This is a genomic window from Deferrisoma camini S3R1 (assembly GCF_000526155.1).
Taxonomy (GTDB): Bacteria; Desulfobacterota; Deferrisomatia; order Deferrisomatales; family Deferrisomataceae; genus Deferrisoma; species Deferrisoma camini.
On sequence record NZ_JAFN01000001.1, the window covers coordinates 1,042,532 to 1,062,712 of the forward strand.

18 protein-coding genes and 1 pseudogene are annotated in these 20,181 nt (G+C 71.4%); 4 read left to right on the forward strand and 15 right to left on the reverse strand.

Annotation, left to right across the window (positions count from 1 at the left end):
* Positions 1-14: 14 nt before the first annotated feature.
* From DEFCA_RS0104535 to DEFCA_RS0104555, 5 genes are all read right to left on the reverse strand, one after another.
* On the reverse strand, positions 15-344 hold the full coding sequence (locus tag DEFCA_RS0104535) for a hypothetical protein (protein ID WP_025321850.1): 330 nt from the start codon (positions 342-344) through the stop codon (positions 15-17).
* A 122-nt stretch (positions 345-466) separates the two neighbouring features.
* Positions 467-1,876, reverse strand: coding sequence for a DegQ family serine endoprotease (locus DEFCA_RS0104540; protein ID WP_025321851.1), 1,410 nt, complete (start codon positions 1,874-1,876; stop codon positions 467-469).
* 155 nt (positions 1,877-2,031) lie between these two features.
* On the reverse strand, positions 2,032-2,613 hold the full coding sequence (locus DEFCA_RS20270; protein ID WP_025321852.1) for a flavodoxin family protein: 582 nt from the start codon (positions 2,611-2,613) through the stop codon (positions 2,032-2,034).
* Between the two features lie 308 nt (positions 2,614-2,921).
* On the reverse strand, positions 2,922-3,101 hold the full coding sequence (locus DEFCA_RS0104550; RefSeq protein ID WP_025321853.1) for a DNA gyrase inhibitor YacG: 180 nt from the start codon (positions 3,099-3,101) through the stop codon (positions 2,922-2,924).
* Between the two features lie 124 nt (positions 3,102-3,225).
* A complete protein-coding gene (locus tag DEFCA_RS0104555) occupies positions 3,226-4,035 on the reverse strand; it encodes an ExeA family protein (protein ID WP_169709443.1) in 810 nt (269 codons plus the stop codon).
* A 728-nt stretch (positions 4,036-4,763) separates the two neighbouring features.
* On the opposite strand from DEFCA_RS0104555, the gene DEFCA_RS0104560 reads away from it, so the two are divergent.
* Positions 4,764-5,606, forward strand: coding sequence for a DsbC family protein (locus DEFCA_RS0104560; RefSeq protein WP_025321855.1), 843 nt, complete (start codon positions 4,764-4,766; stop codon positions 5,604-5,606).
* A 133-nt stretch (positions 5,607-5,739) separates the two neighbouring features.
* Here DEFCA_RS0104560 and DEFCA_RS24500 read toward each other — a convergent pair.
* Positions 5,740-7,425, reverse strand: a pseudogene (locus tag DEFCA_RS24500) (family 10 glycosylhydrolase); the annotation flags it as partial.
* Positions 7,422-8,855, reverse strand: a complete 1,434-nt coding sequence (mpl, locus tag DEFCA_RS0104570; RefSeq protein ID WP_281173735.1) for a UDP-N-acetylmuramate:L-alanyl-gamma-D-glutamyl-meso-diaminopimelate ligase — start codon at positions 8,853-8,855, stop codon at positions 7,422-7,424. The gene mpl and the pseudogene DEFCA_RS24500, both read right to left, overlap by 4 nt.
* A 64-nt stretch (positions 8,856-8,919) precedes the next feature.
* Here mpl and DEFCA_RS0104575 point away from each other — a divergent pair, with 64 nt between their 5' ends.
* Positions 8,920-9,108, forward strand: a complete 189-nt coding sequence (locus tag DEFCA_RS0104575) for a hypothetical protein (protein ID WP_025321858.1) — start codon at positions 8,920-8,922, stop codon at positions 9,106-9,108.
* 17 nt (positions 9,109-9,125) lie between these two features.
* Here DEFCA_RS0104575 and DEFCA_RS0104580 read toward each other — a convergent pair whose 3' ends face one another.
* From DEFCA_RS0104580 to DEFCA_RS0104595, 4 genes are read right to left on the reverse strand one after another with little or no spacing between them, the layout of a single operon-like run.
* Positions 9,126-10,295 (reverse strand): exo-beta-N-acetylmuramidase NamZ family protein, encoded by a 1,170-nt coding sequence (locus DEFCA_RS0104580; RefSeq protein ID WP_025321859.1) that lies wholly within the window; start codon positions 10,293-10,295, stop codon positions 9,126-9,128.
* On the reverse strand, positions 10,295-11,656 hold the full coding sequence (locus DEFCA_RS0104585; protein WP_025321860.1) for a cation:proton antiporter: 1,362 nt from the start codon (positions 11,654-11,656) through the stop codon (positions 10,295-10,297). Before DEFCA_RS0104585 ends, DEFCA_RS0104580 begins: the two co-directional genes overlap by 1 nt.
* Positions 11,657-11,659: 3 nt before the next feature.
* Positions 11,660-12,811, reverse strand: a complete 1,152-nt coding sequence (locus tag DEFCA_RS0104590; RefSeq protein WP_025321861.1) for a cation:proton antiporter — start codon at positions 12,809-12,811, stop codon at positions 11,660-11,662.
* A gap of 4 nt (positions 12,812-12,815) precedes the next feature.
* Positions 12,816-13,205, reverse strand: a complete 390-nt coding sequence (locus DEFCA_RS0104595) for a PaaI family thioesterase (RefSeq protein ID WP_025321862.1) — start codon at positions 13,203-13,205, stop codon at positions 12,816-12,818.
* A gap of 495 nt (positions 13,206-13,700) precedes the next feature.
* On the opposite strand from DEFCA_RS0104595, the gene DEFCA_RS0104600 reads away from it, so the two are divergent.
* Positions 13,701-14,819, forward strand: coding sequence for a tetratricopeptide repeat protein (locus tag DEFCA_RS0104600; RefSeq protein ID WP_025321863.1), 1,119 nt, complete (start codon positions 13,701-13,703; stop codon positions 14,817-14,819).
* Between the two features lie 234 nt (positions 14,820-15,053).
* Here the strand turns inward: DEFCA_RS0104600 and DEFCA_RS0104605 are convergent, their stop codons facing one another.
* Complete coding sequence (locus DEFCA_RS0104605; protein WP_025321864.1) at positions 15,054-16,124, reverse strand: uroporphyrinogen decarboxylase/cobalamine-independent methonine synthase family protein; 1,071 nt, start codon at positions 16,122-16,124, stop codon at positions 15,054-15,056.
* Between DEFCA_RS0104605 and DEFCA_RS0104610 the strand changes: the two genes are divergently transcribed.
* Positions 16,123-16,401, forward strand: a complete 279-nt coding sequence (locus tag DEFCA_RS0104610; protein ID WP_025321865.1) for a hypothetical protein — start codon at positions 16,123-16,125, stop codon at positions 16,399-16,401. The genes DEFCA_RS0104605 and DEFCA_RS0104610 overlap by 2 nt on opposite strands.
* Before the next feature lie 15 nt (positions 16,402-16,416).
* Here DEFCA_RS0104610 and DEFCA_RS0104615 read toward each other — a convergent pair whose 3' ends face one another.
* The 3 genes from DEFCA_RS0104615 to hflX are packed head-to-tail and all read right to left on the reverse strand — an operon-like array spanning position 16,417 to position 20,177.
* Entirely contained in the window at positions 16,417-16,923 is a 507-nt protein-coding gene (locus tag DEFCA_RS0104615; RefSeq protein ID WP_025321866.1) for an acyl-CoA thioesterase, read from the reverse strand.
* Positions 16,916-18,532: a methyl-accepting chemotaxis protein gene (locus DEFCA_RS0104620; protein ID WP_025321867.1), complete on the reverse strand. Its 1,617-nt coding sequence runs from the start codon at positions 18,530-18,532 to the stop codon at positions 16,916-16,918. The genes DEFCA_RS0104615 and DEFCA_RS0104620 overlap by 8 nt, the downstream gene beginning before the upstream one ends.
* Before the next feature lie 16 nt (positions 18,533-18,548).
* Positions 18,549-20,177, reverse strand: coding sequence for a GTPase HflX (gene hflX / locus DEFCA_RS0104625; protein WP_245693429.1), 1,629 nt, complete (start codon positions 20,175-20,177; stop codon positions 18,549-18,551).
* Positions 20,178-20,181 lie beyond the last annotated feature (4 nt).

The following is a 20,181-nucleotide window of genomic DNA, read 5'->3' on the forward strand; positions in this document are numbered from 1 at the left end:
GCGAACCGTTCCCCTTACCGCCGTACGACCAGGTCCAGCCCGACCAGCCGGTCGTCCCTCCGGGTGTACTTGAGGCGGGCCGTGGTTCCGATCTCGACCTCGGACAGCCGAATCTCCCGGCCGTCGATTCGGGGCCTCACCGCCTCGTCCAGGGTCACCCCCACCGTGAGATCTCCCTTGGGCGTGGGGACCTCGAGCACCACGGTCCGGTACGACACGTCCACGGCGCTGACCCGGCCCTCGACGACCCGGACCTCTCCGGGTCGGATGGTGGCCGCCCAGGAGGGCGTGGTGAGGACGGCGGCGAGCAGTAGAAGCCACAAGCCCCTTCGAAGCGCGATCATGGCGACCTCCTTTCCCTGGGGAGAAAGAACCGTCGAACCGCACCACGAACCGTAGCGGATCCCAAGGGGTTGTCAACCGGGCGCGGCTCCCGCCGCGCCCGGCGATCCTACCGTCCGACCGGTCACTTGGTCAGGGGCACCACCACGTACAAGGTGCCGGCGCCCCGTTTGATCAGGAACAGCACGCTCTCCTTGCCCTTGGACTCCGCCAGGGCCTTGCGGTAGGCGTCCAGGTCGGGCACCTCCTGCTGGTTGACCTCGAGGATCACGTCGCCCCGACGGATGCCCGCCTGGGCCGCGGGGCTGCCCGGGACCACCCCCGACACCACCAGGCCCTCGTCGGTGTCCAGGCCGAGGTGTTTCTGGAGCTCCGGGGTGATCTCCTGCACCGTGAGCCCCAGGTCCTCCTGGATGCGGGCCTCGCCGGCCAGCTCCTCCTCCTTGAGCTCGCCCAGGGTCACCTCGAACGTTTTGCGCTTGCCCTTGCGCAGGACCACCACCTCCACCTTGCTACCCGGGGCGTGCTCGGCCACGATCCGGGGGAGCTGGTGCATCTTGTCGATGGCCTGTCCGTCGAACTCCACGATGATGTCGCCCCGGCGAAGCCCGGCCTTGTCCGCGGGGCCGTCCTCCACCACGTCGGAGATCAACGCGCCCCGGGGGGCCTTCAGACCGAACTGCTCGGCCAGGTCCTTCGTGACCTCCTGGATCATGACGCCAAGCCACCCGCGGGTGACCTTGCCGCGCTCTTTGAGCTGGGGCACGATCTCCTTGGCCATGTTCACGGGGATGGCGAAGCCGATCCCGGTGCCCCCCGCCACGATGGCGGTGTTGATGCCCACCACCCGGCCCTCCATGTCAAACAGGGGGCCGCCCGAGTTGCCCGGGTTGATCGCCGCGTCGGTCTGGAGGAAGTTGTCGTAGGGACCGGCACCGATCACCCGCTGTTTCGCGCTGATGATCCCGGCCGTGACGGTGTGCCCGTACCCGAAGGGGTTCCCGATGGCGATCACCCAATCCCCCACCCGGATCTTGTCGCTGTCGCCCACCCGGACCGGGTGGAGCTCGACCCCCTCGGGGTCGATCTTGATCACGGCGAGGTCCGTCTTGGGGTCGGTCCCGACGATCCGCGCCTCGAACTCGTGCTCGTCCGAGAGCCGGACGACGATCTCGTCCGCGCTCTCCACCACGTGGTTGTTGGTCAGGATGTAGCCCTCACGGTCCCAGATGAACCCCGACCCCAGGCTCTGGGTCTTGAACTCCCGGGGCTGGTCCCCAAAGAACCGGTCGAAGAAGTCGTCGCCGAAGAACCGGCGGAACGGGTCGTTGGGCCCGAACCGCGGCAGGTTGCGGAACATCCTTCGGGTCTTCACCACCTTGGTGGTGGAGATGTTGACCACGCTGGGTTTGAGCTTCTCCACGAGGGGCGCGAAGCTCTCCGGCGCCCCTCGGGCCGCAGCGGTCGGGGGGAGAGCGAGGAGGGGGCTCAGGAACAGGGCGAGCACGACCCAAACGAACGTCCGACGATTCATTTCGCATCACCTCCTTCAGGGCTCGCAAGGTCCGACGGGACGGGGAACGGCACCGGACGCGGCCGGCGCCCGCGGCCGGGGCGGCCCCAATATAAGGCCACCGGATGAGGAAGCAATGAGGCCCGGGTTAAAAGCCCGTGAGAACCCGGCGTGGATCAGGCGGTAAGGCGCTCCAGGATGCGGTGGGCCACCGCGGGCAGGTCGGTTTCCGCCCTGGGGTCGTCGGCCACCCTGCCACGCTCGTCCACGTTCTCCAGGAACAGGTTCGCCACGCCCTCGATCCCGAGGACCTCGAACCAGGCGTCCACGATCCGGTGGAGGCAGGTGAACACCGAGTGGGAGGGGCTGCCGGCCGTGGCCAGCAGGGCACCGGCACGGCGGCGCCGGGGCCGCCGGTTGAGGAGGTTCACCCGAGCCCAATGGCACTGGAACCGGTCGATCACGGCCTTCAGGGGGGCGGGCGGGCCCAGGAAGTAGACCGGGCTGCCCACCACCAACGCCGCGGCCCGGTCCACCGCCCGATACACGCCGGGCATGTCGTCGTCGCGGATCACGCACTCTCCGGTCTCGGCGCATCCTCCGCACCCGACGCACGGTCGGACCCGCAGGTCGGCGCAGCGCAACCGCGCCACCGGCGTGCCGGCGTGCTCAAAGGCGGCGGCCAGCCGGTCGAGGAGGAGGTCGGTGTTGCCGCCGCGGCGGGGGCTGCCGTAGACCAGCAGGACCTGCTCTCCCATCGTTCCAGCCTCCCAGCGGAACCCAGGGGGGGTAGTAGTGTTCCGTTTCGCAAAAACGTATACGGATTGCTTCGGTGGGGCTGGGGGCTCCGACGAAGCGCGACGGCCGAGCAGCTTGGGCCGCCCGGCGCCAGGGGAGCGGCCGCGGCGCGTGCCCTCACGCGCCGCAGCGGACCGCGCCGAGGCGGCCCCTGCGAGGCCGTTCAGCGAAGGAGGGGCCCCCAGCCCCACCCCTTGGGAACAGCACGGAATTTCCGGAGCACGACAAGTAGTACCAGAAGGGCAGGGGGGGGCAAGGGGCGGCCGGGCTACTGGAGGGTCTCGGGATCGGGAGGGGTTTCGGACTCGTCCTCCTCGGCCGGGATCCGGTAGTCCTCGCGGAGCCACCGGCCCAGATCGGTGAGCCGGCAGCGTTCGGAGCAGAAGGGGCGGTACGGGTTGTCCTTCCAGACAACCGGTGCCTTGCAGGTGGGGCAGCGCACGGTCATCTCGCACTCCGTCGGGGACGGCAAGGGGGCGTCGCCCCCCGGCCGGAGGTTGCCGGGCGCTACTGTGGCATCGACCCGGGCGACCGCGCAAGCATCGGGCCCTGCTGGGTGGCGCGCGCGTTGCTCACGCGCAGGTGGCGGCCGCCGCCTCCTCCCCGAGCGCCACGTGGTGGGCCTCCACGAACGGAGCCCGCTCCAGGTACGCCCTGAGCAGCGCCGCGTCGCACAGGGTATTGATCTCCCGGGGCAATCCTTCGGAGAGCTGGTGCACGGTGTCCAGCGCCCGGGGCCGGAACATGCACCGCCCGGCCCCGGCGCGCTTGAGCCGGGTGAGCACGTACCGGATCGTCTCCTCCCTCGAGAGGGGCCCCAGGCGCACCGGGACCCCGATCCGCTGGTCCAGCGCCGGGACCGACCGGACCCGGGCAACGAGTTCTGGCCGTCCCACCAACACGAGGGTCAGCACAAATCGGCCACCGAACCGGGGGGGCAGGAGCAGCCGGATCTCGTTCAGCGCTTCCGGCGTCTGGACCGCGTGAGCCCCGTCCATGACCAGCAGGCTCTCCACCCCCCGGCGGTGATTCTCCAGGAGATGGGAGCGGATCTGCGCGCCCAGTTCGGACCTTCCGCCCGAGCCCGGCTCCTGGCCCCACCGCCGCAACGCCTCCCGCAGGAACGTCTCCGGATCCGGGTCAAGCTCCGGCACCACGGCCACGTCGTAGGCCCCCCTCGGCAACGACGCCAGGAACCGGTGACACACGAGGGTCTTCCCGGATCCGGCCGGGCCCGTGAGGAGAACCGGCCCCTTTCTCCGGTTCACCGCGTAGCGCAGCCGCGTCAGGCACTCGTGGTGGGCCCTCGACCCGTAGAAGAAGCGCGGGTCCGGCCGGTTCTCGAACGGGGGCATCCGAAGATTCCAATATGCTTCGTACATGGGGCCCATCCCGGAAAAAGGGTTCGACGCGTCGGGATTCTGATCGGCACCCGGAAAGAAGACTTTAGATCTTTTTCCCGGTTTAACTATGCAAACTTTGCCATCCCGGCCAGCCTCAGCCGGAAGCGGGCCTCAAGACCGCAAAAAGGTTCCTGTCGTAGATCTTCTTGCGCACCATGCTGCCGTTTCCACCCGCAGCACGCCACGCTTTTCATCTCGAGCCGGGGCCAACGCCGGCTCATTCGTGCGGTTCGTCCCGAAACCGCCGGGTACGGGCACGGTGGCCCCGGCGCGTGGGGGTGCGCCGCGAGATGGCGGGCGATCGCGGCTGCAGCAACTCGACCTCGGCTTCGGCAGGCCGCCAGGCGGGCCGTCCGCACGGCGCAGGCTCTGGGTGTCTCTCGGCCCGGGTGTCGCGTGCGGGGCATGGAGGCTATCTTTTTCGGCTGCACGCGAAGCCGGGCCTGAGATTCGCCCCCCCCAAACCCGAACACGGGGCGTGGTCCCGACGCCCCCGAGAGCTTTCGGCGGCGGCTCGAGGGGCGCCAGCCGCCCAGCCCGAGAAACCCAGGGGATTCCCGGGCCCTCCGTGGCCAAACGTCCGATAAGATATATTATGTCAAGTATGAGACAGGGCTCTCCGGGGGAGCTTTTCCTGCGCGGACCGGGCTGGTAGAGTTTGGCCTCCCCTTTTCGTGAACCCACCAGAGGCTCGGGAGGTCTTGCACATGGTTCGCGTACGATGGTTGACGCTGATGGGAGTCCTGGCCGCTCTGATCGCTCCCCCCGGGGCGGCCGGGTTCATGTCGGACGGGTGCGGGTCGGGCAAATGCAGCGACTGCCACACCCTTTCGGTGGACGAGGCGCGCTCGGTGCTGGGCAAGCTGGTGGACGGCGTGCTGGCGGTTCGGGAGGCCGAGATTCCCGGGCTGTGGGAGGTGGACGTGGAGAAACGGGGCCAGAAGCTCCCGGTGTTCCTCGACTACTCCAAGCGGTTCGTGATCACGGGCGACGTGATCGACCTGGGCACCATGACCAGCCTGACCCGCGAGCGCTACATCGACCTGAACCGGATCGACCCGTCGGTCATCCCCCTGGACGACGCCGTGGTGCTCGGGGACCCCAAGGCCCCGATCCGGATCGTGGTGTTCGACGATCCGGAGTGCCCCTTCTGCAAGAAGCTGCACCCGGAGATGAAGAAGCTGGTGAAGCGCCGACCGGACGTGGCGTTCTTCATCAAGATGCTGCCCCTCAAGATCCATCCCACCGCTCGCAAGAAGGCCGAGGCGATCATCTGCTCCAAGTCGCTTCAGATGCTCGAGGACAGCTTCGCGGGGAAATCCCTTCCGGACCCCACCTGCGAGACGGACCAGATCGAGAAGAACGAGCAGCTCGCGAAAAAGATCGGGGTCCGCTCCACCCCCACCCTGGTGTTCCCGGACGGTCGGGTGGTGCCGGGGTACAAGGACGCCGACCGGATCCTGCGTTACCTGGAAAAGGGAGCCGGAGGCTCGCCCCCGGCAGGGGCCACCCGGAAGAGGTCCGATGGGGCAGCGAAGAAGAGTCCTTGATGGGCCTTCGCCCGCATGCCCCTCCGCTTAATGCGTCGTTGAGCGCCCCCCGGAACGCGGCGCGGCGGACCGGCCAGGGGGCCTGGGCGAACGGCACCGGCCCGCCCTCGCCCCGGGCCCGCACCCGATAGAGCCAGAACCCGTTTCCCACCCGCACCGGACCCGCCACCTCTCCGGGTGACGCCCGTTCGAGCAGATCCCGGCCCGGCGTGCCCGGAAACAGGTAACGGCGGCCGAGGGGGCCGCCGAACCGCGCCGATCCGCCCTGGCTCACCTGCTGCGCCACCGCCTCGAAGGGCTCCCCCGCCCTCACCCGATCCAAGGCCGCACGCACGGCCTCCTCCTGAGCCCGGACCCGCTCCGGAGGGTCGTCCGGACTGATGTACCGGAAGATGCCGTCCAGCTCGACCCACGGGGGTTCCCGGACGGATTGTTTCTCTAGTTGTTGCAGGACAGAAGGAATGATTTCCTGAGTTGCAACCTGAAGTTCAGCCCACCGCCGATCCAACCCCTGGAGGCCCCCCCGGGGGATCCTGCCCCCGGTCACCCGGTCCACCAGAGCCCACAGGATCCGGCCGCCCGGGGCCAAAAGGCCGGGGGCCGGCGCGGGCGGCCGGCTGCCCTCACCCCCTCCCCCCCTGCCGACGGTCAACGCCCTCACCCACGGCCCCGGCCCCTCCGGCCGGTCCAGGAGGGTCCCCCAGTCGAACAGACAGAACCGGTCCGCGCCGGCCGAGCGGGCCGCCGCGGCCTCCCGGACGATCTCGTCGGGGTCCTTGATGTACGCGCCGAGGCCGATCCACAGCTCGGTCCCCCAGGGGCTGGCCAGGGGCACGAGGCGGCGGACCTGAGCCGCCACCCGCTCGACCGGGCCGAAGTAGGCCATGGGGTACAGGGCGTCCACCAGGCCCTCGGCGATCCAGGTCCGCCAGTCCTGCCCCTTGTCCCGGTACGCCGGGCCCGGGTCGGGCCACACGGCAGCGGACAGCGCGATCCGGCGTTTGGGGGCCGAGGCCGCGAGCACCCGGCGGACCCGCCGCACCAGGGCCGTGACCTCCCGGGCCCGGGCCTCGGCCCACAGCAGCCCCAGGGTGGTGAGCACCCGGTCCCCCGCCGGCATGCTCCCGGAGGCCCATGCGGCCAGATCCGGTCGGTCCCGGAGTTCGGGAGGCAGCAACCGGGGGTCGAGCCCCCAGATCTCCCGAAACCGGCGGCCCAGGGGGCCGGTCTGGCCGTAGCCGGGGCCTGGGTAGCGGATGAAGTCCAGGTGCACCTCGGACACGGCGTAGGCGTCCACCAGTTCCTCCACGATCCGGGCGAACCGGTCCCGGTAGCCCTGGGAGGCGGGGTCGGCGTACACGCCCTCGATCCAGCCCAGGGCGCGGTCCAGCGGGGAGTAGGTGTCCACCCGACGGCCCCGGTCGTCCGAGAGGATCCACTCGGGGTGGGCCCGCACCGGATGGGCCGGGTCCTGGGGCGGGTCGTCGGCCCCCCACAGGTAGAACACGTTCAGCCAGGTGGCCAGGGGAACCCCTTCGCAGGATTCGAGGGCCAGGCCCAGGGGGTCGTAGCCGGGGGGCCGCCCGGCGAGGGGCTCGGCCCGGGGCGCGAGATGGCTCCGGTACCAGGCGTCCCCCCTTCCCCGGACCTGGACGAGCACCCGGTCGAGGCCCTGCTGCCGTGCGGCCTGGCACGCCCTGCGGACCTCGGAGGGATCGGCGAGCCGGTCCCGCACCACCCAGGCCGCCCTTTGGGGCGCCGGCGCCGCACAGGCCCCCACGAGCCAAAGGGCCGCCGCCGCGGCCCCGATCCGTCTCATGACCGTTTCTCCAGGGCGGCCAGGAGCCGGTCGTGGATGTCCTCGAACCCCCCGTTGGAGAGGACCACCACCACGTCGCCCGGCTCGGCCCGCTCCGCCACGTGGGCCACGATGCCGGAGGCGTCGGAGAACCACCGGGCCTCGACCCCGCGGCGGCGCAGGTCGCGGGCCAGGCGCTCCACGTCGAGCCGTTCGTCCCGGGGCACCTTTTTGGGGTCGGGAACCGACCGCAGGCACACCCGGTCGGTGGCGTGGAAGCAGCCCACGAGCGCCTCCTGGAACACCCGCCGGCGCATGGTGTTCGAGCGAGGCTCCACCACCGCCCAGATCCGCCGGTCCGGGAACCGATCCCGAAACCCCTCGAGGGTAGTCCGGATCGCCGTGGGGTGATGGGCGAAGTCGTCGTACACGCTCACCCCCTGGGCCTCGCCCCGGAGCTCGGCCCGGCGGCGCACCCCCGGAAACGTCGACACGGCCCGACAAAACACCTCGGGCGAGACGCCTGCAAGGGCCAGGCTGGCCGCGGCGGCCAGGAGGTTCCAGGGCTGGTGGGATCCCACCAGCGAGTGCTCGAGCCGCATCGCCACGCCGTCCGGCCCCTCCACCTCGACCGTGGTGCCCGGGCCGGGCCGGGCGGTCCAGTCCGCGGGGTTCCCCCCGGCCGAGTACGTGACCACCCGGCAGGGGGCAGCCGCCGCCAGGGACATGACCTCCGGATCGTCGGCGTTGGCCACCACGGCCCCGGATCGGGGTACGATCCTCACCCCCTGCTCGAAGGCTCGGCGGAGGCGATCCATGTCCGGGTAGATGTCGGCGTGGTCGTACTCCAGGTTGTTGAGCACCAGAACCCACGGCCGGTAGTGCACGAACTTGGGCCGTTTGTCGAAGAAGGCCGTGTCGTACTCATCCCCCTCCAGCACGAACCACTCCCCCTCCCCCACCCGGAACCCGCCCTCCAGGCCCCGGGGCACCCCGCCCACCAGCCACGACGGCTGCGTGCCCGCCTGCTCGAGCACCCAGGCGCACAGGGCCGAGGTGGTGGTCTTGCCGTGGGTGCCGGCCACCACCAGGCACCGGCGGCCGGGCAGGAACGCCCATTCCACGAGTTCCGGGAGGGAGCACCGGGCCAGCCCCCGGTCCAGCACGGCCTCCAGCTCGGGGTTCCCCCGGCTCACGGCGTTGCCCACCACCACCCAGTCCGGGGCCGGGTCCAGGTTGGCCGGATCAAACCGATCGGCCACGGGAATCCCCGCCCGGGCCAGCACGGTGGACATGGGAGGGTACACGCCCTGGTCCGAGCCGGAGACCTCGGCCCCCAGCCTGTGGAGCTCCACGGCCACCGAGGCCATGGCCGTCCCGCAGATGCCGAGGAAATGGAACCTCTGCCCCTTCAAAGCCCCTGGAACAACGTGTTTTATCTGGTTGAACACGCCCGACCTCTTTTGCTACACTTCGACCCGCGTTTGATTTCTGCTCGATTTGGGGAGGGAGACCATGAACCGAGACCAGGCGGTCCCCTACATCCTCGCCGACTCGTTCCTCAAATGGTGGCGGGAGATGGGCTCGCCCGAGATCGGTCCGGCGTTCCAGTACTGGGCGGACCGGGAGAACCTGAAGCCCCGCCGGCGCCACGCGGTGCGCCGGCGGGTCGAGGAGCTCCGGGCCGGCCGTCGGGCCGCATAGGGGGCCCCTGCCCCGGCTCACCCGTACAAACGAAACGGGCGAGTCTGCTCCCACCAGCCTGCGAGGTCGTCCGCCCAGGAGCGCTCCAGATCCCGGGGATCGGCACCGTCCTCCACGGCCCGGCGCACGGCGTCGTCGCCCAGGAGGAGATGGATGGGCAGACGCTCGGTCTCGTACTCGTAAGGCGGAGGCCGCCACCCAAACCCCTGGTCGGACGCCAGCCGCCATAGAGCCGACAGGACGGCCAGCCCGGTTCGGTACGGCCGAAACGCCTGGGGGTCGGTCACGTGCAGGTGGACCCCGCCGCAGGGCCGGCCCGCCCATTTCTGAAAGGTGGGCTCGAACCCCACCGGCCGGAACACGACCCCCGGCAGGTCGTACCGGGCCAGGGCCCGGGCCAGCTCGTCGCCGCGGAGCCACGGCCCGCCCACGATCTCGAACGGCCGGGTGGTGCCCCGGCCCTCGGATGCGTTGGTGCCCTCGAGGAGCACCGTTCCGGGGTACACCAGGGCCGTGTCGAACGCGGGCATGTTGGGCGAGGGCATGACCCAGCGCCGGCCGGTTGCCGGCCACAGGCCGCCGTCCCACCCCTCCAGCTCCACCACCTCCAGCTCACACGCCACGCCCCCGGGCCGGCACATCCATCGGGCCAGCTCGCCCAGGGTGAGGCCGTGGCGCATGGGAATCGGCTCCATCCCCACGAACGAGCGCCATTGGGGCCGGAGCAGGTTTCCCTCGACGGCCCGGCCCAGGGGGTTGGGCCGGTCGAGCACCACCACCTTGACCCCGGCCCGGCCGCAGACCTCCAGCGTCAGCCGAAGGGTCCAGGCGAACGTGTACACCCGGCACCCCACGTCCCACAGGTCCACCAGCATCACGTCCAGCCCCTGCAACCACGCGGGGTCCGGGGCCCGCCGGTCGGCGTACAGGGACCACACCGGGATGCCCAGCGTCGGGTCCACGCCGTGGGGGGTCTCGACCATGTTGTCCTGGACGTCGGCCCTCACCCCGTGCTGGGGGCCGAACAGGGCCTCGAGCCGGACCCCGGGGGTGCTGGCCACCCGGTCCCGGGCCCACCGGAACTCCCGGTCCACGCTGGCGGCGTTCAGAAGAAGCCCCACCCGCTGCCCGGGGCGGACCCAAGGGCGGGGATCCCGGCAGAACCGCTCCAGACCCACGGTGACCATCAGCTCCCCTTTCCCGACTCGCCCGCCCGATCGAGGGCCGCCTTGAACCCGATCGGCCCCACCAGCTCGTTCAGCGTGATGCAGGCCACGAGGAACACGGCCACGCTGGGTCCCCACTCGGGGAACCGGCGGGCAAGATCGCTGGCCAGTCCCAGGCTGACCCCGGCCTGGGTGAAAAACGCCATGCCGCTGTAGCGGCGAAACGCCCTGCCCTGTCCCGCCACCGTGGACCCGATCCACCCCGCGGCCACCAGCAGGGTCATCCGGGCCGCCACGAACACCAGGGCCAGGTGCCACACCGACCCCAGCACCGGCAGGTTCAGGTGGACCCCGGCGGTGGAGAAGAACACGATGAAGATCGGGAGCGCCACCGCCCGCAGCCCCTCGGCCAGCGCCTCGCCCTCGCGGGTGAAGTTCTGGACCGCGAACCCGGCCGCGGTGGCGATGAGCAGGGGCTCCAGGTGCACCGCGGTGCCGTACTCGGCCTCGAACCACTGGGCCAGCCAGCGCGAGAACTCCGACACCAGAAGCCCCGTCATCATCAGCACCACCGGCAGGTACCCCCGCAGCCGACGGATGTAGAGCGCCAGGGCCCCGCCCAGCACGAACCCGGCCACCACCGACGCGGCCAGCTGGCCGGCCACCGCGGCCAGGAACGCGGCGTCCATGCCGGCGCCGGTGAGCACCGAGCCCCCCACCGACGCGGCCAGGGCGAAGAGGAGGATCACCACGCTGTCCATCAGCACCGTGACCCCGAACACCGTATCGGTGAACGGGCCCGCGGCCCGGCAGTCCCGGATGATGGCGATGGCCGAGGTGGGGGACCGGGCGATGCCGATCACCCCGATCAGGGCCCCCACGACCCAGACGCCCGGGCCGCTCAGGTCCAACTGAAACGGCAGCCAAGGCCGGGCCAGGTAGGTGAGCCCGGCCAGGCCGGGAACGACGAGCAGCACCATGCCGGCCGCGATGCCGGCGATCGCCCGGAACCGGGCCCGCAGGGTGGACAGCCGCAGCTCCCCCCCGGCGGTCAGGGCGATGAAGGTCAGGGCCAGGTCGTCGATGGCCTTCATGCGGTGGGCCCAGTCGGAGTCGATGAGCCCCAGAGCGTGGGGTCCGCTCAGCACCCCGGCCATGATGTAGCCGCTGATGCGGGGCAGGCGCAGCCGGGCGAACACCTCCCCCAGGAGGTACGCCTCGAGGAGCAGGAACCCGTAGTTGGCGGACAGCAGGGCGGGCTCGAACCGGGCCTCCCCCAGGGGGATCCGGTCCACCAGGGCCATGATCCCGGCGAGGCCGGCGGCGAACGCGAGCCGCAGCCACAGGCCGGACCATCCACGGGCGGAAGCGGTCTCGGCCACGGCTCACGCCTTCCGGTACGCCCAGCCGTAGTAGGCCGAGCTCACCAGGTCGTTGACGATCACCCCGGTGAGCACGGCCGCGGCGCCATCGCTGACCCCATGGGAGGGGAACAGCAGCATCAGGTTGACCATCAGGGCCACGCTCATCTCGCTCTGGGCGAGCACGCCCCAGCCCAGGGACCGCACCCCTCCGCGGGGGTTCAGCACCCAGCCGGCGGCGGCGCCTCCTGCGATTTTGCCCGCGAACCGGGCCGCCACGTACACGGCGGTGACCAGCCACGCCCCCCCGCCCAGCAGCCCCCACCAGGCCCCGGCCACCAGGAGCATTAGAAAGTAGATCGGCTTCTCGACCCGCAGCAGGCGGTCGTGGGCCGCCCGGGCCCCAGGATGCGCGTTGGCCACGATGCACCCCGCCACCGCATTGACCAGCACCGGCGACAGCCCGGCGTAGGCCGACAGCCCGCCGGTGAACAACACCGTGCCAGCCAGCACCGGAAGCTCGGCCTCCCGGGTGCGGGCCACCCCCATGGCCCCCAGCAGGATCACGGAGGACGCCAGGGCGAACCCCAGGGTCTGGGCCAGCCGGATCCACCCGCCGGGCACGAACCAGCACAGGGCCGCCCCGAACAGCACCACCCCCCACAGGTCGTCGAAGGCCGAGCAGAACCGCAGGAACCGAAACGTGGGGTTCCGGCCCAGGGAGGTATGGCGGTCCACCAGGAACAGGAACGCGGTGGAGGTTCCCAGGCCCGAGGCGGCCAGGGCCAGGGCCAGGGGAACCGACGCGTCACCCCCGCGGGCCAGCACCCACCCCAACGAGCCGAACAGCGTGGCGAGCACCACCCCGTTGAGGGCCGCGCTGGCCGCGAACATGCGGCCCGGCAGCCGGCGCAGGTCGGCCGCCTCGAACTGCAGACCGAACACGAACCCCAGGTACCCCAGGCCCAGGCCCACGAACGGCTCGAGCCCCTGCAGCGTGGCCCGGTCGAGCACGCCGGTGATGCGGGGGCTCAACAGCAGGCCCAACACCAGGAACTCCGCTCCGGTCAGGTAGAAGAACCGCCCGAACCGCCCGGCCCGCACCCGGCCGAGCCAGCGCTGTGAGACCGCCAGCCCCAGGGCCAGGAACACGGCGATGCCCACCAGTTCCCGCAATCCCCTAGCCTCCTTCGAGCACGTGGCGATCGAGCACGAACGCCGTCAGGGTCCCCTCGAGCACCCGCCGGCCGGCCGCCTCGATCTCCACCCGGACCTTGCGCCTCTTGCCGCCGGCCTCCACCACCCGGGCACGGGCCTCCATGACCTCGCCTACCCGCACGGGCGCCGTGAACCGGACCTCGGCCGCTCCCAGGACCACGTTCGGGTGGTTCACCGCCATCATGACCGCATAGTCGGCCAGGCCGAAGGTGAACCCGCCGTGGACGAGGCCCCGGTCGTCCGCGGCCATCTCGGGCCGGGTCGCGAGCCGGGCCCGGCACTCCCCTTCCGCCAGCTCCACCACCTCGCCCACCCAATCGGGGTGGATCGCCAGGTGCGTCCTGGGTTCCATCGCTTCACCTCCTGCCATGTAACTTCGGTCGTCGGTCCACGGTCGTCGGTCTGGGGCCTTCGGCCCGCTGGGCAACCGAGCGGCCGAGCGGCTCTCGAGCCGCGCCAAAGCTCGGGGGTCTGCTGGAGAGCCGAGTGCGGGTACTTGGCTCGCCGCGCCCTCCGAACGCCCGGATCGCCTCCGGATCCCAAGGGTTCCGCTATCGGGGCCTGGATCGACGCGCAAGGGGCATGAGAAGACGCGGCGATCGGATGCCGCACTCGCGCCCGGCCGGAAGCGGGCCCCACGCCCCTGCGGCCACCTGCGCGCCTCTATAGTCGCCGGGCTAATCGTAACGGGCCGAGGCCCCCAAAACTTCTCTAGTCTCTAGCCCGCCGGAGTGTCGGCCGGTCCCGAGTATACCCTGGAATCGCCCCCGGCGCCCTGCTATAGTCCGCCCCGCCCGGGAAGGAGCCGAGCCCGGGAGCCTTGTCTCGCCCCGCTCGAGAGGTTGGGATGCCCGACGTCCGCTTGTTGTACCGTTTGGTCGAGCGCCGCGCCGTCCAGGAGGACTGGGCCGGGGTGCTCGCCCTGATCGACCGGATCCGGGAGATCCAGGGGACCTCCCCGGACCCGGAGGATCGGTTCTTCCTCGGGTTCCACCGGGGGCTGGCCCTGGTGGAGACCGGGGCCCCGTCCGAAGCGGTGCCCCTTCTGGCCGAGGTTGTGGAGATCGACCCGGACCACGTGGCCGCCCGGCTCCTCCTCGCCGACGCCCTCCTGCGGGACTCCCGTTGGGACGAGGCCCGCGCCCAGCTGGAGGCCGCGCTGGAACGGGCGCCGGACCATCCGGGCTGCCTGTGCGCCCTGGGCTGGGTGTTGTACCAGCGCGGAGAGCGCGCCCGGGGCCGGCAGCTGTTGGAGCGGGCCACGGAGCTCCACCCCCACTACCCCCCGGGCCACGTGGACCTGGGGCTGATCCTGGCCGGCGAGGCCCGGTGGGAGGAGGCCGAGTTCCACCTGGAGGCCGCCATGGCCCTGACCCCGGACGACGCGGACGTGGCCGAGGCCCTCCGGGTGGTGCGGGAGGGCCGGGCCGGCGAGGCCGTGGAGCGCCAGCAGGTGCGGGCCCTCCTGCCGGAGATCCGGGCCCAGAGGCGGGGCTTGACCCCGGAGGAGAGGCAGGTGCTGCGGCGGCTGCGCGCCTGGCTCCGGAGCCACGGGGCGACCCACCTGGAGGTCCTCCTGGTGGAAGGGGTGTGGGCCGAGGTGGCCGCGGCCGGCAGCCGGCCCCGCCGGTTGGACGACGGATGGGCCGCGGGGCTCGCCTGGGCCTGCCACCGGATGCTCGGGCATTCGGTCCGCCGCCGGGAGGTGGCCCGGCACTGGGGCGTGTCGGTCGACATCCTGGCCCGCCGGTATCGGGTGATCCGCCGGCTCCTCGACGCGGCCGACGCCTGGCCCCCCGAGGACGACCTGCCCCTGCCCTCTCCGACCGCATCGACGGTGCCGGCCGCCCTGATCCCGGTGGACTTCCAGAGCCGCCGGAGGCTGCCCGCCACCACGCCCTGCCCGTGCGGCAGCGGTCTGCCCGTGGAGACCTGCCGGCACACCGAGCCCGCCAACAAGGGGTGACTTCCGCTAGGACGCTGGGAGGCTGGGACGCTAGGACGCCTAAAAACCTCCCTGATTTCAGATCGTTTCAAGCACGGCCCCGCATCCTTGGCGTCACCTCACCGTCTCGGTGGGGCATGGGGTCTGCTGGAGAGCCCGCCCGCCTAACAGGCCGAGCCCCCCAAGATTTTCTCTAGTTTCCAGTCTCCAGTTTCTAGTCTCTAGATGGTCCCGCACAGGGCCTGACGAGGTTTCCTAGCCGGAGCCGGCCCGAAATCGCTGGGACACCTCTACCAGCAGATCCAGAATCGCCTCGGCCAAGCCTTCGTCCAGGCCGCCCATGCCGCACGACGGGGTGAGGAGACATCCCCTCCGCAGCAGGGACGGATCCACCCCGGCGCGGGCGAACCGTTCCATGGCTCCCACGAGCCGCCGGACCAGGTCCGGCGCCCCCACCCACCGGGCCTCCTCCGAGGTGGGCACGATTCCCCACGCGATCACCCCGCCCCGCTCCAAAAACCCCTGGGCCTCCCGGGGGTACAGGAGCATCTTGTCCAGGTAGTGGTAGGCGTCGAAGTTGACGATGTGGACTCCGCTTTCGAACAGCAGGCCCCAGTCGGTGTTTCCGCAACAGTGCACCCCCACCCACGCCGGTTCCCCGGCCAGGGCCTCGAGGGTGGGCCGCCACAGGTCCAGCACCATCTCGCGGGTCAGGCTCGAGTAGGCCGATCCGAACACCTCCATGACCGGCTCGTCGAGGAACACGATCACCGGCGCCCCGACCCCCTTGAGCCGCCGCACCTGCCACAGCGCCTTCAGCGAGACGAGCTGGGCCACGGCCTCCCGAAACCCCTCGTCGTGGATCACCTCGCGCCCCTCAGGGTCCTTGAGCGAGGTGGCCATGGTGACCGGGCCGGTGACGTGGGCCTTCACGCACCGCAGATCGGTCGGCCGCTCCTGGACGAGGAGCCGCTCCAGGGCATAGAATCCCGGTGCCCGGTCGGCACCCAGAGCGAACGCCTCCAGGTCTCCCCCGAGGACCTTCTCGTAGAACCGCTCCAGGGCCGCGGCCGCCCGGTCGGGGCCCGGGATCCGCAGGTGGGCGTCCGCGGGGAACCCCTCGACGTACTGGGGCACCATGCCCTCCTGGGGGCTCCGGCGGGGCAACTGGGGCCAGAAGGGCAGCTCCCGAAGCCGACGCCACACCGCTGCCACGGCGACGTCCGGATCGGTGTGGGGCAAGCTGCCGATGCCGGTGGCCAGCCCACCGGGGGACAGAACGTTCCACAGTTCCGTCGCAGAGTTCCGAAGGGAAACCGCAGCCATGGGGAAAACCGTCCTTTCCGTGGGGTTCTGGATCGTAGGGGCCCTGGTGTTGATCGGGAGTTGGCGCGCGGGGGGATGGGGCCTCGGGGTGCCGGTGTGCACGGGACTGGCCCTGGGCGTGGCCGGCCTGGACGTGTTCCGTCACCGGGAGACGCTGACCTGGGACTGGGCCCTGGTCCGAACCCTGCTCCACCTGGCCGCGGCCGTGGCCCTGGCCTCGGCGGTGTTGTTCGCCCTGGCCCACCTGCTGGTCACCGGCCGGTTCGGGTTCAACTGATCCGCGCGGGCGCCCTCAGGATCTCTGCCGAGACAGACCCTCGGCCTTCAGGATCGAGCGGGTGCGCATGCGCTCCTCGCGGCGGTGGAGGGCCGCCTCCCAGCGCCGGCGGTCCTCGTCGGTCTCCAGCACCAGGGGGGGCACGGGCCGGGGTTTGCCGTGCTCGTCCAGGGCGACGAAGGTGAGATAGGCCGAAGCCGTGTGGCGAACCACCCCGGTCTTGGGGTCCTCGGCCTCCACCCGCACCCCCACCTCCATGCTGGTCCGCCCCACGTAGTTCATGGAAGCCTTCAGCACCACCAGGTTGCCCACGTACACGGGCGCGTGGAAGTCGAGCCGGTCGATGGAGGCGGTGACCGCGTTGCCCCGGCAGTGGCGGAACGCCACCACGCCGGCCGCGTCGTCGATCATCTTCATGATCATGCCGCCGTGCACGTTGCCGGCCAGGTTCGCGTGTTGGGGCAGCATCATCTCGGCCACCTCCACGCGGGTCTCGGAAACCCTCCGGCCTTCCTCACCCATCCGGTTCCTCCTCCGTCGGCTTGGCTCCGCCGTCCCGGGCCGTGTCGGCCCGCAACCCGTCGGCCTCGGCCACCAGGGTGCGCACGATGTCGTGGAACCCCAGCAGGCTGTCGGACGCGCTCTCCCCGGACTCGGCCACCGCGTTCAGGTGCCCTTCCAGGGCGGCCGCGGCCCGACGCTGATCCTCGAGCAGGCTGCCGATCTCCTCCACCTCGCGGGCGAAGCTCGCCATGAGCTCCGCGGTCTCCCGCCCGGTGTCCCGGTGGCTGTCGGCCGCGGCCCGCAGGGACTGGCTCAACGCCGCCAGGGTCTGGTTCAGGGCCTGGACCCGGTCCATCTCCTGCATCCCCTGGTCCAGGTTCTCGGCCACCTTATGGAGGCTTGCGTTCACCTCGTCCGCCGCGCTCACCATGGCCCGGGCCTGCTCGTCCTGGGTCTGGGCCGCACCGGCGATCCCCCGGGCCTCCTCCACGGCTGCGGTGACCGCCCGCTCGATCTGCTCGATCTCCTCCCCCGCCTTGGCGCCGAGCCCCCTGCCCTCCTCCACCGCCTCGAGGCTCTCGGCCAGACCCCGGTTGGCCTCGGAGATGTTGGCCTGCACCCCCCGGATCAGCTCCCCGATCTGGGCCGCGTTCTCCCGGGTCCGGCGGGCCAGGCTGCGGATCTGGTCCGCCACCACCGCGAAGGCGGCCCCTTTCTCCCCGGCCTGGGCCGCCAGGATCGCCGCGTTCAGCGACAGCAGGCCGGTCTCCTCGGCCACCTCGGTGATCACGGCCAGGATGCCCTCGATCTCCCGGCTCTGCTCGCCCAGGGCCTGCACCGCCCGGCCCAGGTTCTCTGAGGCCCCCCGGATCCGATCGATCCCTTCGCCCACCCGCCGAACGGCGTCCTTTCCTCCCCGGGCCGAGCTCTCCACGTCCTGGAACAGGGCCAGGCTGCGGTCGATCCGCCGCCGGATCTCACCCATGGCCCGCCCCACCTGGGCCACGAACGCGGTGGTCCGGTCGCTGGCCTCGCTCACCCGGTCCACGTTGCCGTGGATCTCCCGGAGCGCCCCGTAGATCTGGGCGATGGAGGCCGTGGCCTCCTCCACCGACCGGTTCAGGGTCTCGGCGCCGGAGAAGAGCTCCTCCGTGCTCTGGGACAGGGTGTCCATGAACGCCAGGCCCTGGCTGCTGGCCTCGCGCACCCGCTCGGCCCGCTCCCAGACCCGCTCCCCGGCCTCGCCCATGGTGCGAAGCCCGTCCCGGGACCCTCGCACCGACTCGCCGAGGGTGTCGATGACCCACCCCAGGAGGGTCGCGTGCTCCTGGAGCTTGCGCACCACGTCCCGGATCGCGTCCCCGTGGGTGTCCAGCCGCCGGAACCGCTCCTGCAGCTCGTCCGCCAAGGGGGCCGACGGACCCTCCGGGTCGGCCTCCGCCAGATCCAGCAGCTCCGCCAGGCTGCCGGGTGGGGTCGCCCCCCGCCCGGGAATCAGCCCCGCCGCGAGGCCGGCCACCGCCAACCCGACCCCCGCCGGGCCGAACCCAGCCCACGCCAACCCGGCCCCCGCCACCCCGAGTCCGCCCGCCACCCACGCCGCGACGGGCCACCGGCTACGCCCCATGGCCGCACTCCCTTCGTCAACCGTGCCCACTTCGGTTTCGGTTCGGCCGTTTGGGGCTTGGGCTTGAGACGAGGGAAGGCTCGGGCCTCCAGAACCGCTCCTCCAACCGGTCCAGAAGCGGCGCAAGGGTGTCGGGCCGACGGGCGCTGACCGCCACCCCCTCCCAATGGGCCGCCAGCCGCTCGGCCACCCCAGGGGCCAGGAGGTCGGCCTTGTTGAATACCCGCAGCACGGGCTTGTCGCCCAGGCCCAGGTCGCGCAGCAACCGCTCCACCGCCCGGATCTGCTCCTCGAACCCCGGGTTGGCGGCATCGACCACGTGCAGCAGCAGGTCCGCGTCCTCCAGCTCTTCCAGGGTCGCCCGGAAGGCCCCCACCAACCCCTCGGGCAGGTCCCGCAGGAACCCCACGGTGTCGGTGATGATCACCTCGCGCTCCCGGGGGAACCGGAGCCGGCGGGTCGCGGTGTCGAGGGTGGCAAACAACAGGTCCTCGGTCAACACCCGGGAACGGGTCAGGGCGTTGAGCAGGGTGCTCTTGCCCGCGTTGGTGTACCCCACGATGCTCACGATGGGCACGCCCGCCCGCACCCTTTTGCGCCTGCGCTGGGTCCGGCCGCGGGCCAGGGCCTCGAGGCGCCTCTCCAGATGCGCGATCCGGTCGCGCACCCGGCGGCGGTCCACCTCCAGCTTTGTCTCGCCGGGGCCCCTGCCGCCGATCCCGCCGGTGAGCCGGCTCATGGCCAGCCCCTTGCCCCGGAGCCGCGGCAGGATGTACCGCAGTTGGGCCAGCTCCACCTGCACCTTGCCGTCGGGGGTGTGGGCCCGCCGGGCAAAGATGTCGAGGATGAGCTGGGTGCGGTCGATCACCCGGATGTCGGCCAACTCCGCGATGGCCTGGGCCTGGGCCGGCGACAGCTCCTGATCGAACACGAGGAGGTCCGCCCCCTTCTGCAGGGCCGACGCCACCACGTCCCGCAGCCGCCCCTCGCCCAGGAGGTACCGGGGGTTGATCCGGCGGGGCCGCTGGACCACGGTCTCCAGGGGCTCGACCCCGGCGGTCCGGCACAGGTCCGTGAGCTCCCTCATCCGGTCCTCCACCTCGTGCCGGGGCAGGGTGGAGACGTGGATCAGGATGGCCCGGTCCGTGGCCCTGCGCAGGTCCACCCCCCGGGTCTGCTGGCTGGCGATCTCCTCCTCGAGGGCGCGGATGAACTCCCCGAACCGCAGGGACAGGGCGTAGAAATCCACCGGCGGCAAGACGCGGTGGGTGTCTCCCCGAGGGTTGGGGGGCAGGAGGTGGGCCAGGCGCACCGCGCCGGGCCGGCCCTCCGCCGTGACCTCGACCGCGGCCATGACGTCGAGCCTCAGCAGCGTCAGGTCGGCCAGGTCGTCGTCGTTCAGGGGCTCCCCGCGCAGGTGGGTGTGAACGCACCGGACCCCCCGGAGCTTTCCCCTGCCCAGGCCGTGGCGGGACAGGTCCGGAATCAGGATGCCCGCCTCGTCCCCCACGACCACGTGGAGCACAGTGCCCTTACGGTCCACCAGCACCCCCACCTGCCGGCCGGTCTCCCGGCTCAGGTGGGTCATCCGGGCGACCAGCTCGGCGGTGATCAGATCCTCGTCGGGGATCCGTCGCCGGTACAACCTC